Origin of the sequence: Runella salmonicolor, assembly GCF_024158025.1 — a bacterium.
Classification (GTDB): Bacteria; Bacteroidota; Bacteroidia; order Cytophagales; family Spirosomataceae; genus Runella; species Runella salmonicolor.
Genome location: NZ_JAMZEL010000001.1, coordinates 886,007 through 905,461, shown reverse-complemented (window position 1 = coordinate 905,461; position 19,455 = coordinate 886,007). Strand labels below are relative to the sequence as shown.

The 19,455-nt window shown below is 45.1% G+C and carries 20 protein-coding genes; 8 read left to right on the top strand and 12 right to left on the bottom strand.

The genetic code is table 11. The features are described 5' to 3' along the window. Window positions 1-25: 25 nt before the first annotated feature. From NCI00_RS03790 to NCI00_RS03775, 5 genes are all read right to left on the bottom strand, one after another. The gene (locus NCI00_RS03790) at window positions 26-1,396 is read right to left on the bottom strand and encodes a monooxygenase (RefSeq protein WP_253525166.1); all 1,371 of its coding nucleotides are present in this window, start codon (window positions 1,394-1,396) and stop codon (window positions 26-28) included. Window positions 1,397-1,484: 88 nt separating this feature from the next. After that, a complete protein-coding gene (locus NCI00_RS29555; RefSeq protein ID WP_374758830.1) occupies window positions 1,485-1,688 on the bottom strand; it encodes a cysteine-rich CWC family protein in 204 nt (67 codons plus the stop codon). After that, the gene (locus NCI00_RS03785; protein ID WP_253525164.1) at window positions 1,681-2,205 is read right to left on the bottom strand and encodes a PAS domain-containing protein; all 525 of its coding nucleotides are present in this window, start codon (window positions 2,203-2,205) and stop codon (window positions 1,681-1,683) included. The genes NCI00_RS29555 and NCI00_RS03785 overlap by 8 nt, the downstream gene beginning before the upstream one ends. A 103-nt stretch (window positions 2,206-2,308) precedes the next feature. Then, the gene (locus NCI00_RS03780) at window positions 2,309-3,391 is read right to left on the bottom strand and encodes a cytochrome-c peroxidase (protein ID WP_253525162.1); all 1,083 of its coding nucleotides are present in this window, start codon (window positions 3,389-3,391) and stop codon (window positions 2,309-2,311) included. 12 nt (window positions 3,392-3,403) lie between these two features. Next, window positions 3,404-4,210: an MbnP family protein gene (locus tag NCI00_RS03775; protein WP_253525160.1), complete on the bottom strand. Its 807-nt coding sequence runs from the start codon at window positions 4,208-4,210 to the stop codon at window positions 3,404-3,406. A 210-nt stretch (window positions 4,211-4,420) separates the two neighbouring features. Between NCI00_RS03775 and NCI00_RS03770 the strand changes: the two genes are divergently transcribed. From NCI00_RS03770 to NCI00_RS03755, 4 genes are all read left to right on the top strand, one after another. Next, window positions 4,421-4,771 (top strand): PadR family transcriptional regulator, encoded by a 351-nt coding sequence (locus tag NCI00_RS03770; RefSeq protein WP_114067082.1) that lies wholly within the window; start codon window positions 4,421-4,423, stop codon window positions 4,769-4,771. An 87-nt stretch (window positions 4,772-4,858) separates the two neighbouring features. Then, complete coding sequence (locus NCI00_RS03765) at window positions 4,859-5,383, top strand: hypothetical protein (RefSeq protein ID WP_253525158.1); 525 nt, start codon at window positions 4,859-4,861, stop codon at window positions 5,381-5,383. 391 nt (window positions 5,384-5,774) lie between these two features. Further along, a complete protein-coding gene (locus NCI00_RS03760; protein WP_253525156.1) occupies window positions 5,775-6,620 on the top strand; it encodes an energy transducer TonB in 846 nt (281 codons plus the stop codon). A 91-nt stretch (window positions 6,621-6,711) separates the two neighbouring features. Further along, a complete protein-coding gene (locus NCI00_RS03755) occupies window positions 6,712-7,104 on the top strand; it encodes an energy transducer TonB (protein WP_253525154.1) in 393 nt (130 codons plus the stop codon). A 99-nt stretch (window positions 7,105-7,203) separates the two neighbouring features. Here NCI00_RS03755 and NCI00_RS03750 read toward each other — a convergent pair whose 3' ends face one another. Then, window positions 7,204-7,881 carry a hypothetical protein gene (locus NCI00_RS03750; RefSeq protein WP_253525153.1) on the bottom strand — a complete coding sequence of 226 codons (678 nt, stop codon included), beginning with the start codon at window positions 7,879-7,881 and terminating at the stop codon, window positions 7,204-7,206. A gap of 161 nt (window positions 7,882-8,042) precedes the next feature. Here NCI00_RS03750 and NCI00_RS03745 point away from each other — a divergent pair, with 161 nt between their 5' ends. From NCI00_RS03745 to uvrC, 3 genes are all read left to right on the top strand, one after another. After that, window positions 8,043-8,642, top strand: coding sequence for a hypothetical protein (locus NCI00_RS03745; RefSeq protein WP_253525151.1), 600 nt, complete (start codon window positions 8,043-8,045; stop codon window positions 8,640-8,642). After that, window positions 8,627-9,322: a hypothetical protein gene (locus tag NCI00_RS03740; protein ID WP_253525150.1), complete on the top strand. Its 696-nt coding sequence runs from the start codon at window positions 8,627-8,629 to the stop codon at window positions 9,320-9,322. The genes NCI00_RS03745 and NCI00_RS03740 overlap by 16 nt, the downstream gene beginning before the upstream one ends. Before the next feature lie 111 nt (window positions 9,323-9,433). Beyond that, complete coding sequence (gene uvrC / locus NCI00_RS03735; protein WP_253525147.1) at window positions 9,434-11,239, top strand: excinuclease ABC subunit UvrC; 1,806 nt, start codon at window positions 9,434-9,436, stop codon at window positions 11,237-11,239. Between the two features lie 119 nt (window positions 11,240-11,358). On the opposite strand, the gene ytxJ is transcribed toward uvrC, so the two are convergent. Then, window positions 11,359-11,706 (bottom strand): bacillithiol system redox-active protein YtxJ, encoded by a 348-nt coding sequence (gene ytxJ / locus NCI00_RS03730; protein WP_253525145.1) that lies wholly within the window; start codon window positions 11,704-11,706, stop codon window positions 11,359-11,361. A gap of 65 nt (window positions 11,707-11,771) precedes the next feature. On the opposite strand from ytxJ, the gene NCI00_RS03725 reads away from it, so the two are divergent. Further along, on the top strand, window positions 11,772-13,139 hold the full coding sequence (locus tag NCI00_RS03725) for a 3-deoxy-D-manno-octulosonic acid transferase (RefSeq protein ID WP_253525143.1): 1,368 nt from the start codon (window positions 11,772-11,774) through the stop codon (window positions 13,137-13,139). Between the two features lie 25 nt (window positions 13,140-13,164). On the opposite strand, the gene NCI00_RS03720 is transcribed toward NCI00_RS03725, so the two are convergent. From NCI00_RS03720 to NCI00_RS03700, 5 genes are all read right to left on the bottom strand, one after another. Next, the gene (locus NCI00_RS03720) at window positions 13,165-15,801 is read right to left on the bottom strand and encodes a DUF5686 and carboxypeptidase regulatory-like domain-containing protein (protein ID WP_253525141.1); all 2,637 of its coding nucleotides are present in this window, start codon (window positions 15,799-15,801) and stop codon (window positions 13,165-13,167) included. A gap of 11 nt (window positions 15,802-15,812) precedes the next feature. Further along, window positions 15,813-16,208 carry a HEPN domain-containing protein gene (locus NCI00_RS03715; protein WP_253525139.1) on the bottom strand — a complete coding sequence of 132 codons (396 nt, stop codon included), beginning with the start codon at window positions 16,206-16,208 and terminating at the stop codon, window positions 15,813-15,815. Further along, window positions 16,205-16,528: a nucleotidyltransferase domain-containing protein gene (locus NCI00_RS03710; RefSeq protein ID WP_253525137.1), complete on the bottom strand. Its 324-nt coding sequence runs from the start codon at window positions 16,526-16,528 to the stop codon at window positions 16,205-16,207. Before NCI00_RS03710 ends, NCI00_RS03715 begins: the two co-directional genes overlap by 4 nt. A 120-nt stretch (window positions 16,529-16,648) precedes the next feature. Next, window positions 16,649-17,842 carry a DUF2252 domain-containing protein gene (locus NCI00_RS03705; protein WP_253525134.1) on the bottom strand — a complete coding sequence of 398 codons (1,194 nt, stop codon included), beginning with the start codon at window positions 17,840-17,842 and terminating at the stop codon, window positions 16,649-16,651. Window positions 17,843-17,920: 78 nt separating this feature from the next. Then, window positions 17,921-19,249 (bottom strand): D-alanyl-D-alanine carboxypeptidase/D-alanyl-D-alanine-endopeptidase, encoded by a 1,329-nt coding sequence (locus NCI00_RS03700; RefSeq protein ID WP_253525132.1) that lies wholly within the window; start codon window positions 19,247-19,249, stop codon window positions 17,921-17,923. Window positions 19,250-19,455: the final 206 nt, after the last annotated feature.

The window sequence follows — 19,455 nt, the reverse complement described above, 5'->3', positions numbered from 1 at the left end:
GGAAATAAGGTCTCGATTCGGGTAATTACTGTTCGTAATAATATCCGAAAATAATGTCCATTTCGTCTTCGCTGGTAAGGCCGAATTTGACGGTTTTGGTGGTAGTGTTATTGAAGGTCACTTCCGACATCAGGCCCTCGCCTTTGTTAAATTCGAGGGGTTGCACAAACGTTTTGATAAGGGGGTGTTCCCAGTCGGTACTTTCGTAGACAATCTCTCCGTTGCGGGGACCGCCCACAATTTTGATGACGTATTTCTCGCCCAATTTGTGCGTATGCGAAGTCAACATCAGCACTTTGGTGGGTTTAGAAAAGGTAAACGTTTTGGTCACTACCGTGCGCTGTCCTGCGGGTAGGCTAAAGCTTTCGTGGCCTAAATTGAGCGAATTGGCCACAATTTTCACTTTCTCCTTCTCTAGTTTGTAGAGATTTACGTAGACTTCACCGGGGATTTTTCCTGCGGTTTTATTGACGTAATGAGAGTTGAAGTCAAACGAATAATTGGCGGGAATACGAAGGGCTACACCTTCGGGAAATTGATAATCGTGCTCTTGTGTTTGCGTTCCGGCCCAGAAAACGTGGTTTTGCATACTTAAGAAAGTAAGCAGATTGTTGGTTCCATCGGAATTGCGGAGGTCACGAACTTGCCCCTCAGTGGGTAAATTGGTAGTATTCTTAAAGTTATATAAAATAAAATGATGGCTGCCGGGCCGCATACGCGTCTGAACCCGATTGATGTAAAGCTCGGACGCATTGCCGACGGGCTTACGCACAAAAATCTCACGCTCGTACGTGTTGGCTACCTCAAATGGCTCTAAATGTAGTTGTAGGCCTTCGCTTGGCTTGGGCGGAGCGAGGGCCGTAAATGTACTTCCGAAGCCAGAGCCGCACAGCGGCACCGAATTGGTAATCAACGAGGCGTCGACTGAGCCGCCTGAACGCGCGGCTCCCGACTCAATCCATTTACGGATAAATTCTATTTCGCCCACTGAAAGCCCGTTGGCTCCCAACGGCATGGGATTTCCGTACTGTTTTCCCGCCAAAAGCGACGCAGCGCTGCAATTGATTTTGGTGTAAAGAAAGCTCTTAGATACGTTGCCGGGCATCACCAAACGCATGGAATCGGCGTTGGCAGCGGTGTTTTTGGCAAATTTATTAATCAAATTGGTATAAGAAACATCGGCGGTCAACACCAGTCCGTGTTGACGGAAGGAGGCGTCTTGCTCCGAAGCGTGGCAGCCTGACGTGGCGCAAGATTTATCAAAAATTTGCGTCTGAATGAGTTTAAAGGAACCTTCTTCAAGCACGTCGGTCTCTTTGGTTTGGCAGGAACCTACCCATAACGCCGTTGTGATGGCAGTCAATAATGTGGCGTAGTAAGTGTTGAAGGTCTTCATTCAGATGCAGGGCTATTTTACCGGTCGAAGATACGTTATTTTTACTTTCCAGAAAGCTGCTAATGAGACAATTCTTCCACGAAATGGTTTAATTGGGGATTGACGCCTCAATCAATTCCGTAAGGCACGCTGGACACAGACAACTGTCGAAATTCGCTTTTATATATTCGGCCACCTGAGGGGGAATCTTAAACTGAAAACACACGCATCCCGCCGCCGATGAGGGCGTACATGCAAACGACCGATGACAGCGGGGACAAGAATGAAGGGGATGCGTTGAAAGATTATCCAACTTGTTTTACTTCTTTTTCGATGGCCAAATAATTGACTAATTCGCCTTTGCGATTCATGACGGGCAAGGCCTCAATCCAACATAAATACTCTTCGCCGTTTTTGCGATAGTTTACCACTTCGGTCTGGGTTTTGTTACCAGCCGTGAGTTGTTCTCTTAAAAACGCAAGTTGCTGTGGGTTGGTATTTGCACCCTGCAAAAAACTCGGTTTTTGCCCAATGGCCTCGTGTTTGCTATACCCAGTCATTTGCTGAAACGATGAGCTTACCCACTGGATGGTTTGACGCGTATCGGTGACAACAATTGTATATTCATTTTTCAACAACTCATCAAAATTGAGGTCCAATGACCATTGCTGCGTTGCCATAAGGGTTTTCAACGTAGAAACATCGTGTTGGGTATTGGTTGACGTTGCCCGGTACAGCTGAACAATGTCCCAGCAAAACAGCGGAGAATCACCCTCCGATTTGGCGTAAGACTTTCGTATCATGTTGGCAAAAGCAGACGTAGAATACATTTTTACTAACTGTTTAATTCAAAAAATAAAACTCAAAAAAACTGTTTTGGGGGGATAAATGAACAATTGAAGATTGTAGATAATCCGCTCAATAGGTTGGGGATTAGAAAGAATGTCCGAAGCCGGGGTCTGAAAAACGAGTATCCTGAACAAACTGTTCGTCAGATAGTGTTTTCAGAAAGGCAATGACTTTTTGCTTCTCCTCTTCCGTAAGTGCTATGCCCAATTTTCCATCCTGTTGAAGTAAACCATCAAGGTTGGGTGTTTGTTTTATATTTTTTGAATAATGATCCAGCACCTGCTCCAATGACGTAAATCGGCCATCGTGCATGTAAGGAGCTGTGTAGCCTATATTTCGCAGGCTTGGAACTTTGAACTTGTAACGGTCTTCGGGGTTTTGGGTAATATTAAAACGCCCTTGGTCGGGGTTTCGGTCGGTGCTCAACCCGTTGTTGCGGTAACTTTGATCCGTAAATAGTTCTCCCGTATGACAGCTGCTGCATTTCTGTTTGAAAATCGTAAGCCCCTCTTTTTCAGTGGCTGTAAGTGCGTTGGTGGTGCCCCGTAAGTAGATGTCGTAGCGGGAGTTGTTGGAAACCATAAGCAACATAAACTGCGAGAGGGCTTTGCTAAATCGTTCGGTGGTGATGTCGGGGCTACCAAAGGCTTTTTTGAAAAGTTCGGGATAATTGGGGTTTTTGCTTTCGCGCAGTTTTCGCAGAACGTTAGGTAATTTTTCGTCCATTTCAACGGGATTTTCGATGGGCGCGATTGGAAATAAATCCAAATGTGGCACGCCGCCGTCCCAAAAAAATGCTTTGGTCCAAGCCAAGTTCTGAATGGCAGGTGCATTTCGGGCCCCGATTCGGTCGTCGATGCCGTGGCTGAGGTCGTGCCCGTGGTGGGTAAAAGCGGCCGCTTGTTGGTGGCAGGTGCCGCAGGCAATGGTGCCGTTGCGCGATAAAATTCCGTCGTAGAACAATGATTTTCCCAGTTGAAACCCAGCGGATGTTACAGGATTGGAGGATAAATCGTACACTTTGTTAGGAAAATAACTCGGCTGAGGAACTTCGATTTTATCCGTGGAGGGGTCAGGGTCGGTTGGGGTGGGAGGTTCGTTGGTACGATTACACGCGGCCCATCCCCAAAGACCCAACGACAACCCGATGATGAATGTTTTTTTCATGAACAACTTCCTTTATTCTTTGACCGCCGAAACCCGAAACATGGCAGCGTAATTGTTGGCAACGGTGGTAGAATAGTCCGAAAACATAACCGTAGGGGTCGTAGCCAAACTGATTTTCTGCGCTCCGTCAAACAACTTCGATACGTCCGTCGTGATAGTGACAACTGGCTGCTGGTTGGGGCCAACTTTGGCGGGAATGTTTCCGAGCGGCAAAGTCACGGTGCGGAGGTTGTTGAATGTTTTGGCGTTGTAGCCTCCATACCCCCCAATGTGGTACCTAAACTTCTGATTGCCGGCGGGGTCTGGGGTGATTTTGGAGGAGTTGCCTTCTATTTTTAAGAAAATATAGCCCGAATTCCATGACCAATACATGCCATCTCCCTCGTGCGAAGCATCGCCCGGGTCCAGTACGCCTTTTCGGCGGCTGAGGTCCAGCGTGTTTCGGAGGCTGTCTACGCCAATCGTGAAGGTAATGGCTGTATAATCACCCGCGGGGATTCGTTTCAACGTAATTTGTTTGGACGCAGGAAATGTTTCTCTTACCAGAAAATAACTCGAATCCTGCGGATAAACAAAAGTGGAGCCTTCGGCGTTTTTGAGCGAAATATTGCTGATAAAATAATTGAACGTTGTCACCGAAAAGTCTTCTCCCAACGTATTTTGATACGTGTCTGTTCCTAACGTAAGTGCCTTATCTCCAACGCGATGGTCAAACGCCAAGGTGAGTGAATTTAGCTCGGTGGGGTCGGGGTTTGAGTGACAGGATTGAGTCAGAACCAGCAAAGTGACGGCTGTTGTGTACAGCAGTATGTTTTTCATAATTTTTACGGTTTCCTGTTTTCTTTGTTCGAGTGGTATGAGAAAACGACCGTTAAAGTTTTCCCCTCCTATATCATAATAACGTGGGATGAAATCAAAATGATGCAGTTTTCGTTAGGTTTTAAATTAAATTTGAAAAAAATCAGTGTAGAATTTTAATATATAAAAAACTTATATATATTTGTTCTCATAAATCACTCTTTAAATCTTATGGAAGCAACAAGTAACGAATTTTTACGGGGAACTCTGAAGACAATTGTGTTAAAATTGTTGGCCGAGCAGGGACGTATGTACGGCTACGAAATTACCCAGTCAGTAAAGGAGCGAACCAACGGCGAAATCACTCTGACCTTCGGAGCGTTGTATCCGGTATTACACAAATTGGAGCAGGAAGGTTTTTTGCTAACCGAATCAGAGGAAGTAGATGGGCGGTTGCGCAAGTACTACACCCTCACACCGAGCGGGAGCGCAACTGCCATCCAAAAAGTCTCTGAATTTGAGCGTTTTGTGGAAGCGATGCAAATTTTGCTTCAACCCCAACAAGGACTGTCAATAGGTTAAGAAATAATCAATTTTTTTATTCAATTTGTTGTTAAGGCCTAACAAATTGGATGATTATCAGTGACTAATACCCAACGACTTTTTGAGATGAAAAAGCTAACTCCCGAACAATTAAGCAGGTTGCACAACCACCTTCTCGGCAACAGTACCAACGACGCCCTGATTACTGAATTGCTTGATCATTTAGCCTGCGAAGCCGAGGAATACCTCTGGAAAGGGTATAACTTTGATTTAGCACTGGAAAAAATCACCCAGGAAGCCAATACAAAAGCGGTTAAATATCTACGCGAAACGTACCAACACGAAGTGGCCATGACCGACGAACAACTCGAAAATGCGTCGTTGGACGATATTATTTTTGAGTTTCGTAACAAAGCCTACGGGGCCTATGACCTCCGTCAATCTTATCCATTTGCCCTGCGCAGTGCGCTGATATTAGGCGTCGGGCTGTTTATGATGCTGATGGCATTTCTGTCGGGCATGGCGCAGGGGTCGTGGAGTTTTCTTTCCACTGCCGGAATGATGTGGATGCTGGGCGTATGCGGGGTGGCGTATTCATTGGGGACGTGGTTTTTCAGGAAATCGCCCCATCGGTATGCGGTGCCTGCCTGATAGCGTACACCATCTATTTTAGAATTAAACAGCTTTTTTTCGCTGAATGAGAAAGCCATTTTGGCTTTTCTAGCGTAGCATTGCCTTTTAACAGCCATCATTTTTTTTTGAGTGCCCTGCTTGCGCCAATCACGAGGTGTTGTGCCATTGGTTCGTATAGCTCGTAACTTTATCCTTCATTTTTACTCCTTTGTTAGCTCGGTTCTTATACCTAAAATACATACGTTGTCAAAAGCTGTAAATCGTCTGCGTATATACAAGAGAGTTTTTTCTTCAATGTCTCGTTTTTTAAAGTTTAAAGTTGTTGAAAATCAAATGATTATGAGGGGCTAGGTATAAAAAGCCATTTTCTGTAGAACTGAAAAATACTAATTCTAAACTAAAAATAGCCATGAGTAATTATAAACACCCCTTCCCAGCTTTGGCTGAGAGTAGCGAAGCTATGACGTTGGACGACATCGTTTTTATGAATCGTCACCGTGCTTACGGCGCGTATGATCTCCGAAAATCTTATCCTGAAGTGCTTCGAAAAGCCGTTTTGCTGGGCATTGGCCTGTTTCTGTTGCTGTTTATTGGGCCAATACTCTACGGAAGTCTGGCCCCTCAGGAGACTGAATATTCCATGAGTGAATTCGAAGTTATGGACATAAAACCTGTTCCGAAAGAAGAAAAGCCGCTTCCTGAATTGGAGAAACCCAAAGAACTCCCGAAGCAGACCTCCGTGCGTTATCGAATGTTGGAAGTGCTCAAAGACCCTCCGCATGAAGAGCTGCCGCCTCCCGTTGAAGACTTGGCGAAAGCCAACCCGGGTCAGGAAACCATTGAAGGAGCGGGCCCGGAGGAAGTAGCCATCATAGCGCCTCCCGAAGATTTGCCAGTTTCTGAAAATACAAAACCTGCCGAGGTGGAAGCCAAAGCACCTGAAATATTTGAAAAAGTAGAAATTGACCCGCAATTCGCAGGTGGTAATGAGGGCTTACGGACCTTTTTAATGAAAAACCTGCATTATCCGAGCCCCGCGCAACGAAGCAACATCCAAGGGCGGGTGTACCTGACGTTTACGGTAGAGCCAGACGGCTCGTTGTCCAATATCAACGTGATTCGGGGTATTGGTTTTGGGTGCGACGAAGAAGCGATTCGCGTGATGAAATTGATGCCCAAATGGAAACCGGGCAAGCAATCTGGACGGGCCGTACGAGTAAAATTTACGATGCCGATTGTATTTGCACTGGAGTAAATAGTAAGTGTTAGTCTAAATCGTCCGATACTTAGGTACAGTTCAACTTTAAGGTAGTTACAATAAATAATTAATGAGAACTCGCTCCTCAATGAAACATCAAAAATGGTATCTATTAACGCTGCTGTTTTTTTCTTTGTCAGGGTGGGCACAGCAAACTGAAAAAGAAATGGTTTTTGTACTTGTGGAAGAACCACCGCAATTTATGGGTGGTCAAGATTCCTTGATGAGGTTTATAAAGTACCATTTAAAATATCCTGCTGCGGCGCGTGAAGCAAAAATTAAGGGAGTGGTTCATCTGAGATTTATAATAGAGGCAGATGGTCGTATCACTAACGCAGAAATCACACGCGGTCTTGGATACGGATGTGATGAAGAAGCATTAAGAGTTGTTAATGAATTTCCGAAATGGAAACCGGGTCGTCAAAGTGGAAAAAACATGCGCGTTGGATACTTTTTACCTATTCGTTTCTCATTAGAATAAGGAGGCGTTGTAAATTTATCAACCGCTTGGCGTAAAAAATAACTCAGTGAAATTCTGGCGTCAGACGGTTTTTAAACCGTCTGACGCCAGAATTTTTAATTAGAAGCGATAATTGATGCCAATCGAGGCAAAATAAGGACTGCCTACGGCGAGTTCGCCGTTTAGGCCGATACTTTCGGTAATGTAGCCCCGCAGACCAAATAGAATTACCTGTACCTGAGGCATTACAAATCCACCTCTAAGCTTGTTGCCAAGTACGGTACGCCAGATGCCGCTTCCGCCCGCTTCGTTGAAAACCTCGTCAAGTTTACCGTCGACGGCACTTGAACTGGCGTTTACGCCCCAAATACCGACGCCCAACCGAACGCCCGAATACATATCTACGCGGTTGGCGTTGCCGTAGTGAAACAACGCACGGGCTCCAATGGTAATGCGCGATACGTTGAGTGTGACATCGCCGAGGTTTTCGGTTTTCTTATAGACTACATTCTTCAAATCCATTGAGCCTTTATTGTAACTAACGGCACCGCCAATCGAAAACCACTTGTTGATGCCACGGTCGTAAGCGATGTTGATTTGCGGGAAATTACTGGCGTTTCCCGACGAAAAAGAGACGGTTGTATCCGACGATTCTTGTGAACCCGTGATGGTGCCCCGGAAGGGAGAAAAGAGACTTACGCCCGATTGAACGCTAACAACGTTCTGATAATCTTGGTTTTGGGCAATTGCCCCGAAAGCGAAAAGTAAGAAGTGAAAGACAATAAGAGACTTTTTCATAATACTGGATTTTGATTGGCTGTTGTGTTTTGAAAACTGATTATTGAAATTAGTACTGAACGAAGACGCAAAGTAAGTGATAAAAGTAAAAAGAGGTAGAAAAATTTGTTTGGATTTGCGATTCGCAATTTGCAAATTGCGAATCGCAAATCTATATTGTCATGAAAAAGCACAGTGGAATGAGGCCTCAGGATATCGTTATCATTCTGAAAATTATAGCTGGTTCAAAATGGCCGGGGGCTTGGAAAAATAGGGTAGAAGAGAGTCAACCTTCACTTGTTAGTAGTTTAAGGCTCTTTCCGCCCACCAATAAAACCATTGCCTCTTCGCTCCGAATCAGTGAGTCAGAAGTGTCTGAATCACTTCGTAGGTCTGCTTATGCGGGTTTAATACGTGATGCAACAAAAAGGCTTATCAACAAAAAGGCAGTTTTTGATTTTATGCGTTATGGCCTGAAATACGCCTTTCCTGCCCGTCCGGGAGCTTTGGTTCGAGGGGTACCTACTGCACAATCAGCACCTCCTCTCAATACCATCATTTTATCGGAAGAACATTATGTATGGGAATACGAAGAAGGAACTGTTCGCGGTCAATTAATTGAACCGCTTTACCCAACCCTTCCGAGTATTGTAGAAAATGACGCTAACTTGTATGAACTATTGGCTTTGGCAGATGCCATTCGGACTGGTTCTGCCAGAATAGAAAGTATAGCATCCGAAGAATTGGAAAAACGAATCTTGTCGTCATGGGGAGATATGTAAACCTTGCAGCGCTCAAAACTGTAGCGGAGGCACTGGCACAATTGCGCCAAAAAGTAGTTTTTGTGGGTGGCTCGGTGGTTGAATTGTACTGTGATGATCCTGCCAGAGGCGAGGCCCGTCCTACGGATGACATTGATGTCGTGGTTGAAATTTTAAGTAGAGGTTCACACGCTGATTTGGAATACGAATTACGGCAGATTGGTTTTCGTCATGACATAGAATCAGGTATTAACTGCCGTTTTAAATACAATGACATTATTGTAGACATTATGCCCACAGATGCCCAAATCTTAGGGTTTACCAATCGTTGGTACAAAGCAGGGATAAATAATACAATCCCTGCATTTTTGGAGGAGAAAGTTGTCATTGAAATTTTTAGTGCCCCTTATTTCCTGGCCTCTAAAACAGAGGCACTAAAATCGGAACGGCATGGGGCCGACTTTCGCTTCAATAGCGATTTTGAGGATATTGTCTATATTTTCGACAATTGTACAACGATTGTTCAAGATATTTTCCAAGCTAACAATGAAGTACAGTCCTACCTCATCAACGAAATAACCCAACTTTTAAAGCGGCCTTTTATAGAGGAAGAAGTAGTTGCTAATTTAGGTTTTTCGAATACCAACAAGCGTAGTAAAAGGATTATTGAAAACTGGGAAAAGATAATTCAACCGTATTAATAGTTTCTCGAAGGGCTTGCCTTACAAAAGATGCTGACTGATATGTGTCTTCCCCAATTTTTCTTTCCCCAAACTTTGGCGAACTTTGTCGTTAGTAAAAACTGAGCCAATATGTCCGTTTTTGAAGCCAAAGCAGAGTTAGCTAAAATCCCGACTGAGCCGGGCGTGTACCGTTATTTTAGTGAAGAAGGGGAAATTATTTACGTTGGGAAAGCCAAAAATCTCAAAAACCGCGTCAGTAGTTATTTTGTTAAAAACCATCCCGACCGCAAAACAAGACGCTTGGTGAGCCAGATTCGGCGCATTGAATACACCATTGTACATACAGAGTTTGACGCGCTGTTGCTCGAAAACCAGCTCATTAAGCGCTATCAGCCGCGTTTCAATATCTTGCTCCGCGACGATAAAACGTACCCTTTTATCAAGGTGTTTAATGAGCCGTTTCCACGGGTGGAGACTTCGCGACGGCTTGATAAAAAAACGGGGACGTTTTATGGGCCGTTTGCCAATGCGCGCTCCATGTACAACCTGCTCGATATGTTTCGGGAGTTGTATACGCTCCGTACTTGCAACCTTAATCTGACCCCCGAAAATATCGAAGCGGGTAAGTTTAAAGTCTGCATGGAATACCACCTTAAGCGCTGTAAAGGGCCGTGTGAAGGCCGACAGTCGTTGGAAGATTATGACCGCGAAGTGGCCTCAATCCACCAGATTTTGAAGGGACAACTGAGCATCCCGCAAAACTATTTTAAGGAAAATATGATTGCGGCGGCCGAGAAAATGGAGTTTGAAAAAGCCCATGAATGGAAAATGAAGCTAGAAACGCTGCAAAGTTTCCAGTCCAAATCAACGGTGATCAATCCTAAAATCGGTAACGTGGATGTGGTAGCGATTGTGTCTGATGAAGATGCAGCATACGTAAATTACCTCAAAATCGTGAACGGGTACATCATGGCCGCTCAAACGCTCGAAGTGAAGAAAAAACTCGACGAGCCCGACGATGAAATTCTGGCGTTGGTGCTGTTTGAAATGCGTACCACGTACGAAAGCGACGCCAAAGAAATCATTTCTAATATTGATATTACCACCGATTTTAAAGCTGAAATCACCATTCCAAAAATTGGCGATAAACGCAGTTTGCTAGACATGGCGCTTAAAAACGTGCACTTTTTCCGAAAAGAAAAAGCGGAGCGGCAGATGATTGAATCGAGCGCCACCACCAACCGCCGCGACCGGGTGTTGATTAAGCTCAAAGCCGACCTTCAACTCAAAAGCCTACCGCGGCATATTGAGTGTTTTGACAACTCCAACATTCAGGGTACCAATCCCGTAGCGGCGATGGTGTGTTTTAAGGAAGGACGGCCGTCGAAGAAAGATTATCGACATTTCAGCATTAAAACGGTGATTGGACCCAACGACTTTGCGAGTATGCACGAGGTGGTGACGCGCCGTTACACGCGCTTGCTCGAAGAACAGGCCGAACTTCCTGATTTGATTGTAGTGGACGGTGGAAAAGGCCAACTCAGCGCGGCTTGTGATGCGCTCAAGGCGTTGAAACTTTACGGCAAAATTCCGATTGTGGGCATTGCCAAACGGTTGGAAGAAATCTATTTTCCAGAAGATACGCTGCCGTTGTACATCGACAAAAAATCAGAGTCATTGCGCCTTATTCAACAAATTCGCGACGAAGCGCACCGTTTTGCCATCACGTACCACCGCGATAAACGCAGTCGCAATGCGTTTGTGAGTGAGCTGGAAAATATCGAAGGAATCGGAAAAAAAACGGCCGCTAATTTGCTCAAAGAATTTCGGGGTGTAAAGGCCATTCGCGAGGCAGACGTTGAGCGAATTGCGCAGTTTGTGGGCAAAGACAAGGCCCAAAAAATCAAGGAGTATTTTGCGGCGATAGAGCAGTGATTTGTAAATCAGTGACACAGAGGCCTCAGAGATAAAAAGAGCGTCACGGAGAAGTGTTTCAGCTTTTTCCGTGGCGCTCCGTCATTTTCTTTGGTTTTCTGTGTAATTAAGCGGACGGCTTAGACCAAAGCCGCTACTTGCGCTTTGAGGTCGTCAAAAGAGATGTCAAAATGGGAGGCGTCATAGACACTTTCACCGTTGCGGATGATGAGCGCCTGCGGCGACTCGTGCTCTACCTCAAATTCTTGGGCTATTTGATTTGAAATAGGGCGATACGCAATCAAATCCAAAAAATAAGGTTTTAAATCGCCTACTTCCTCGTTTTTCCAACTGCGCTCCAACCGCCCGAGCGTGGCGGAACTGATAGAACAGCGGGTGCTGTGTTTCAAAATCAAAACGGGATAATGGTGGGATTCTTTTTTGATTTCCTCCAACTGGGCACTGTCATTGAGTGGATGCCAATTCATTTATTTATGAGCAAATTAGTGATTGAGTGATTATTTTTACGGAAATAACGTAACTCATCCAAAAATTGTTCGCTTTCATCTATACCCTTGGAATTTATCTTGCGCAGGGCATTGCCAAATTAGTCGCTCTTTTTCACGCCAAAACCCGCCTGTGGGTCAAAGGGCAGGAACAGACGTGGACGTTGATTGGAGATTGGAGAACGGAAAACGGAGAACGGAGAACGGAGAACGGAAAACGACAACCACCAATCACCAATCACCAATCACCAATCGCCATTCGAAAATCTGCCCCCACATTCTGGTTTCATGCGGCTTCTTTGGGTGAGTTTGAACAGGGGCGGCCCGTGATTGAGGCGTGTCGGAAGCAATATCCCACCGCCAAAATCATCCTGACATTTTTTTCGCCGTCGGGTTATGAAAACAAAAAAGACTACGACCAAGCAGATGTAGTTTGCTATTTGCCCGCCGATACTCCCTCCAATGTTGCCCGTTTTCTGGACTTAGTTAAGCCCGATATGGCGCTTTTTATCAAGTACGAATTTTGGCCAAATTACCTTTCAGCACTCAAAAAACGTAACATCCCATCCATCTTGTTTTCGGCCATTTTTCGACCCAATCAATTGTTTTTTAAAGCTTACGGCAGTTTTTACCGAAACGTACTTTTTTGTCTCGACCATATTTTAGTGCAAAATCAGGAGTCTGAGCGTTTGCTTAAATCAATTGATTATAAGCAGGTTACGCTTGCGGGTGATACGCGTTTGGACCGAGTAGTACAAATATCTAAACAAGCCAAAACTTTTCCGCTGATTGAACAATTCAAATCCAATACGCCGCTGCTCATCGTCGGCTCCGCGTGGCCCGATGACTTAGAAGTGATTTTTTCATTCCTGAATAACTTTAACCAACCGCTCAAGGTAATTGTAGCTCCGCACGAAATCAACCCCGAACAGATTAAAAGTTGGCAAGAAAAAGTGACGGTCAAATCGCTTATTTACAGTCAGTTGTTTGAGCAGGAAGAAAGGAAAACGGAGAACGGAAGTTTCTCACAAGGTGCTTTGGATTCTTCTTCGCTTCTTTTTCTCGATACCGTGGGTATGCTTTCGTCTATTTACCGCTACGCTGATTTTGTATTTGTAGGTGGGGGCTACCGCGATGGATTGCACAATACGATGGAACCGGCGGTGTTTGGTATGCCGATTTTCTTCGGGCAACCTTACTATCAGAAGTTTCAGGAAGCACTGGATTTACTTCAACTTGGCGGCGCGCAGACCGTGGCCAATGCCGATGAATTTACCAAGGTATTTGCAGAAGTGTATGAAAATGAGGAGTTAAGAAAACACAAAGCTGATATTTGCCGCGATTACGTGCAGAAAAATGCGGGTGCTACGGAGAAAGTAATGGCGGTAGTAGCCAATAAATGTGTTATGCGGTAAGCATCTCAAACTGGGAGGTTTGTGCTTACTGCCTTCCAAATTTCAACGTCGTTCCGATTCTAAAAACGGTACGTTGGTATTTGAAATCCTGAAATACGGCCACGGCTTCTACCCTGAAAAACGGAAAACCTGGAATCAAACCATCCAGCCCGTAGCCGAGCTCGGTGTAATGGGGGAGAGTGGGCGTATGCAGGTAATGCACCATGAGGTTTTCTTTCAAACCTGCCAAGCGCACAAACGGAATGCGGGTCAGCAAAAGGCGGCGCGACTCGTTGATGACGTGGGCTTCCAGAAAACGCTCGGAAGTACTGTATCGATAATAATTCAAGGCACGGAACTGCGCAAAAGCATCGCCGTATTGCACGAATGCCTGATTGCCCATAAAGTGCTTATAATCCATAAAATACACACTACGATTGTTGAGAAAAGTACCCGCCGAAAAAATATAATGCAGCTCGCTCCGCACGCCCGTCTGCAAATCCTGCTTAAGGCTCAGCTCCACCAAATCATAATCTACTACGCTGTTGGCAATGTTTGGAATTCCTTTCGAGTATTTCAAAATGACCGACGGGTTTTTGTTGTTTAGATAACGTTTACGGCCGTTGTAAAGGCGGTATTGCTGGCCCGGTCGCCACGTGATTGAAAGGTCAAAAGTGAGGGCTTCGTGGGTTTCGAAGCGGTAATTCAATTCTTTGGCGGCAAATTTATTGCTGTATTCTTGATTAAAAGGAGCATTGGGCGAAAAAGCAAATTGATTCCATCGAATCCACGGGCGGGCGTTTTCGAGGTTGGTTAGCTCGTAGCGGCGACCGTATTCGAGGTTTCCTTTGATGCTGAAAACGTCGGCCAAGCGGGCGTAGTTGAAAGATAATTTCCCGAAATCCTTTTCGTAAATTTTCATAAAATTATTCTCGAACCACAACGTAGAAGTCGTGTTGACGTTGGCACTGATGGGATTGTCGGCGTTGAATTGTGACACGTACCGCCCGCCCGTCAACGAAATACCGCGCCGGCGTCCCGCCCAACCTGTGGTCATGATTCCCGAAACGGCCTGTCGGCCGAAGGCATAGCGCACGAGCGGTTTGATGTAATAGGTATTGTCGCGGTTGAATTGCCGTTTGAAATTAAAACTGCTTTCCAACACGTAGCCATCGACGGTATTGTAGGTGGCATTTTGGGGTTGAAAAGGCCCTTCATAGTCCAGCACCCATTTCTTAGAAAGCCGAAATGAGCGCCCCGTCAGAATGCTGATAAAGTCTACTTTGGAAGAATCTTTCTTGGCCTTGGTGCTGTCTGCTTTATATTCGATTTGTTTTACAATCCGCAGACTATCAGAATGTTTGTAGCTTTTTGTTTCGATTTCGGTGAGCGGAATCGTGCGAATCTCATTCCAAAATGTATCGCTGCGTTTGTTGGCCATCGAATCGATGATGATGGAATCATTCCGCACTACGTTGAGGTCTTCCTTTTGTTGTTTGCGCTCTTGTCGTTCTTGTTTTTCGTATTCCTTCATGATTTTGCGCATCTGTTGGGTCGAAACTTCTTTTTGCTGTTTGGCCAACTCGTTGAGTTTCTTGGTGCGCAGGTCTTTTTTGGTTAGGTCGTTGGTGGGTTTCTCAAATTTTTCGTCCAATACCGTCACCGACTCCTTAAAGGCGGGATTGACGATGAGGTTTTTGTAGGTCATCGAAATAATGTACTTGAATTCACCCGAAAAACCCATCATAGAGCCGCCAAACCGAAACTGCAAGTTGGTGGGCATCCACACTTGCTGCACGGGATTAAAGACCTGCTTGACGTCTACGTCGAGGCTCTGAACCGTGGTTTGGAGGTCGAGGCTGTGAATGGCCCACGTATTTTCGATGATGTAAATCTTACCTTTAAAAACCCCTTCGCCGTAGGAGCGCGGAATGACTTTGATGCGGTTTACTTCCAAATCTCCTTCGCGAAACGAACCCTCGTATTCAAATTTATAATACCCAAAGGCCTTGGGCGACAGCGGCGACACGGCATCGCCAACGGTAGGGTCATAGAAACTAGCCAACACAAAGGCATTGGGGCTAGGTGCGCTGTTATCCAGGCTATTACGGGTAGAGATAATGCGTTGTTGGTAATTGTTTGGTTGCCGAAAAGTAATTTCATTCACACTTTCGTTCAGGATGGGGCGTCCTTCTTCGATGCCTTCTTTTTTGAGTGCTTTTTCGGCAAAAAAAGGAATTTGGGTGGCTACTCCCGTCGTTTTGATGTAAGCGCGGGCGCTGTAAGAAGCCACCTGCAAGGCATGAAAACGTGATTTTGCAATGGCCCTCCGCATGATGGTGTAGGCGGGGTCTTCGCTTTTGGAGCCTATTCTTACTTCGTTTATGTTGAGCGCCTGTTCTTCGAGAGTAGCATCAAGGGTTTGAAAATCTGCCGTTATTTCAACGACTTTGAGAATGGTTTTAAACCCTAAATACTGAAATATAATTTCATGCCGTCCGGGTTGTAATGTCAACTCATAACGTCCTTCGGCATTGGCCATTGTTCCTAAATTTGTGCCCTTTACGGCAATGGCGGCATAGGCGAGTGGCTCGCCTTTTGTGGTTGTAACAACGCCTCGAATCCCTCCCGCAAACGCAGAAGTGCCCAATAGTAATAGCAATAATACTCGGTAAAAAATCATGGCGCGGGCGATTAGCGGCGTATAAAATCTTCAAAATACCTGTGTGTCATTTGATGAAAGGACATTCCCTGTTGCAAGAGTTGTTGAGCATCGTTTTCAGGGATGACGGCTTCTAAATCATAATCTCCGAACTGACGAAGATTAAAAGCATCACTTATCCATTTAGCAGTATATACGGGAAAACGATTCGTTTTGACAAAAACTTCATTAAACTTTTGCTGAACGCCTTTGTGGGTTTTGGCAGTAATGTCTTCAAGGTATAACAGACAGCAAAGGCAATAATAAAAGCTATAATAACAGCGATTAACGCACACAATTGTTCGTCCACCTTTTAAGTTGTAGGCGGCATCGTCCAAACAGTCTTTTGCTTTGTCAAGCGCTTGTTGTGCCTCGTACGGTTGACTCATATTTTTATGCCTTCAGATCGAATAGATTGATAAACAGGCTGTTGGGAGGTTAGGAGCCGTTTTTCTGAAACAGGTAGCAGAGAGATTAAGACATTGTTTTCAATTTGAATTGGCGTAGACAAAGGTGTGATACGGAGAATTTCGGACGTAGGCGATATGGTCTCGTCACGAAGAACAATTGCAAAGTCAATGTCAGATTCTTCATCAAAATCACCTCGTGCATGAGAACCGAAAAGAATCAATGAGGCCAGATTATTGCCATAAAGTTGAAATAACTCTTTTTTTAGCTGATTCCCTACCTGTCTTGCTGTACTATCCATTACGTTTTCTGTTTGCAGTAAAACAAATTTAATCGAAAATACTTTTTTTCAAGAAGGAATTGTATGCTTGCTATCATCCAACGAAAGGCAAGAGGTTTTTGGTATGTCCTGCTTGCCGGGTTATTCCTCAAAAAAACCTTCCTCGTAGGCTTCACAAAAATCAAAATAATCCTGATGTACTTTGGTGGGATAGGCTTTACAATAGTAAATTAAATCCTGCTGCCATTGGGTCTCCTGCGCAAAAGCAATGAGTTCATCGGCAATAGACGACCCCTGCCGCCCTGCACTGCGCAGGTGTCCAGAGGCGGTCAGCATGGCCATGGTCCGAATCAGGTTTTCCAGACTCTCCATTTCTCCGTCCCAATATTCAAAGTCAAATTTGTCCTGTTCGGGTTGTAATTCTTTCAGAATGTATGATTTGGTGCCGTTGGCAATGGAGTTGAGCAGGGTAGGAAGTACATTGTTTACGCGCTTTTGGATTTCTGCAATACGTTGGGCTTCTGTTTCCCAAAGGGGTTGTGGCAACTGAATATGTGAACTTAAAATAGAATGTCGTGCTTCTTTGAGGTCGAGCAGATACAACTTTTCGTTGGGACTTTCTACCAACAAAACGTAGCGCTCTAGCCCCAAACTCGCCGTGCCCGTGACCCGAATACCCACGTCACAGATGCGTTTAAAGAACGGATTGGGGTGTTGTTGTTGCCACTCCATTACCATTTGCTCCACCATTGCTTTTTGTTCAGGCAAAATACCCACCACCTTTTCGTGGTCAACGTTCAGCTTTCGTTCGCCGTCGACTTTTACGGTGCGCTCTTTAATCAGGTCTTTTCTTCGGCGTTTTTCCAGTTTTTCCATGAATGCCTGCAACATTCCCGTGGCCGTACGACGCTCAATGTCAATGGGTTTCCCACTCAAAAGTGTTTGGGTATAACTGTTTAAAAACGCCTTGACTAGCAGGTTACATTCGGTTTCTTCCAAGTCCAGCTCTTCGGCGGCCAAGTGAATACTCACCAGCATCCGGCTCAACTCCCAGGTGGCAGGCACTTGCATGGCCTCATCAAAATCGTTCAAATCAAAATACACCAGCCGATTTTCGGCTTTGTAGGTGCCAAAATTCTGCAAATGCAAATCACCGCACCCCCATACCCGCGAGGTATCGACGGTCGAAAAGTGCTGCGCAAAATCATTGTAAAACAAATGGCCCGTTGCCCGAAAAAAACGATATAAATCTCCCGTCATGCGCTCGTATTTGTGCGCCAACAGCAGCGCATTTCGGCCTGCGTTGTATTGTTTTATTTGTTCGATGGTCGTCATTTTCGTATCTGATTCTATGGATGATTTTTCTGGCGAAGCCTCTGTGTTTCCGCGCCTTTGCGTGATTATTTGTTTTACTCAATATTTCTCGTGTATCTCTGTTAAAATACGCTCTACTTCCCGACGAATTTCGGCGGTTTTAACGATATAATTATTATTCATCATACTGAATAGCAATATCTTGCCTTTTTTGGTTTTTAAATAACCACTCAGACAGTAAACATTTGATAAAGAACCTGTTTTGGCAAAAACAAACGGCTCTTTTGATTTGTATTGGTTTTTGATGGTGCCCGCTTTCCCACCTACGGCCATCATCCCAAAGAGACGCTGTTGGTCAGGTACTTTATCATAGATTTTTTGTAATAATTTGATAATCGAACGGGGCGTAAATAAATTATAACGCGACAATCCCGAGCCATCTTCCCAAATGGGTTCGTCGGGCAAATCCATCAGTAGTTGTTTTTTGACGTAGTCAATGCTTTGTTTGCTTTCAAAGCCGATGTTGTTGGTATCCAACTGCGAAGCGCACATCAACATCACCTGTTCGGCAAACATATTGTCGCTGACGTGCATCATGCGGCGGTAGAGGGTATCAATCGGTAATCCTTTCAAAGTGCGATACGAAACACCGGGCCGTAGCTTATGAATTAATCTCACTTCTCTCTTTAGGGTATCGGCCAATAACCGAGCGTTCAATCCTGGCGAAGTTCGGTAAGGTACATCTTCCGTAAATGATTTAGTGGGCCAGCCCGTAGAAAAAAATGAGTTGTTGAACTCATCGCGCGACAGTTTAAACTCATCTGACCAGCCCGCCGTGCGCAGGCTATCTTTAAAAATCCGTGGACTGACGTTGCTATTGGTAAAACGCACCACATTGCCGTACAATGGAAGTGCAGAGAGTTCGGCCTGATAATAATCGGCGTAATCACCCCATGACCAGCCCGGCCCGAGCCGCTTACCGATGTAGTTGTGCGGGTAATAAAGCAGGTGTCCGTTCCAGTTTTTTAACGCGTCAAAAACCCCGCTTGATGGCATGTCTGGATGAAGTAAGTTGGGGTCGCCCGTGCCCCAAAAAATCAGGGAATCGCCCGTGGTGGTGTACCGTAGGGCGGGGATAGAGTCGCCCAAAAGGCACAGCCCTGCGTATAACGTAAACAATTTGGTATTGGAAGCGGGGACAAAATAACGGTCAGATTGATACTCGGCTACGGTTTCTTGTTTTTCAAGGTCATAAAGTGCAAAACCTGCATGGCTTTGGCGAAAAACGGGCGAATTGGCCACTAAATCACGCCATTTGTTGGTGGATTGAAGCGTTGGTGCGGCTGTTTTGGGCTGTGAAGACGCACAACTAATCAGTAAAAAACAACCGCAAAAGGTAAAAAAGTAAGCGTGTAAAGAGCGCAACATGAGGTTAAGGATTGTGGGTAGTGGGAAGATGAAGTTGTATAAAGGTTTAAATGATAAGGAGCATGGGTTGAGTCGGGCTTTTCGCGCAAGATACTCAAAACTTTTTCGCCGGCTGACCGTTTATACCCATAAGTTCCATTATTTTTGGCTCGAAACCCATTAAAATTAATCATTATTTGTTGCCCGTTATTTGCAAAGTTCTATTA